The 237-nt window shown below is 48.5% G+C and carries 1 protein-coding gene; it reads right to left on the bottom strand.

The window, feature by feature from the left end; all coding sequences use genetic code 11:
- On the bottom strand, nucleotides 1–237 hold a 237-nt coding region (locus V5P19_RS24485; RefSeq protein ID WP_334408109.1), incomplete at both ends, for a YhcH/YjgK/YiaL family protein.

Here is a 237-nt window from a genome sequence, read left to right as displayed (position 1 = left end):
GAACTCTTCACATTGGCGCGCAGTGCCTGCCATGCCAAACAGAATCCGTTCCTCACCGTTTAATAACAGCTGGATATCAATGTATTGCTCGTGCAATTCCGCTTTTTTCTCGACGGGCGATTGAGTGTTAAACGTCATGACATTCATAAAAATATTGTCGCCCTGTAATTCGTAACGACCCGGCGCTTTTTCTTGCGGTCTGGCAGCTAAGGCCAGCGTTAACGCGTCCTGTAACGC

The sequence above is a fragment of the Enterobacter sp. UNJFSC 003 genome, assembly GCF_036903355.1.
GTDB lineage: Bacteria > Pseudomonadota > Gammaproteobacteria > Enterobacterales > Enterobacteriaceae > Enterobacter.
This window is presented reverse-complemented; position numbering and strand designations above follow the sequence as displayed.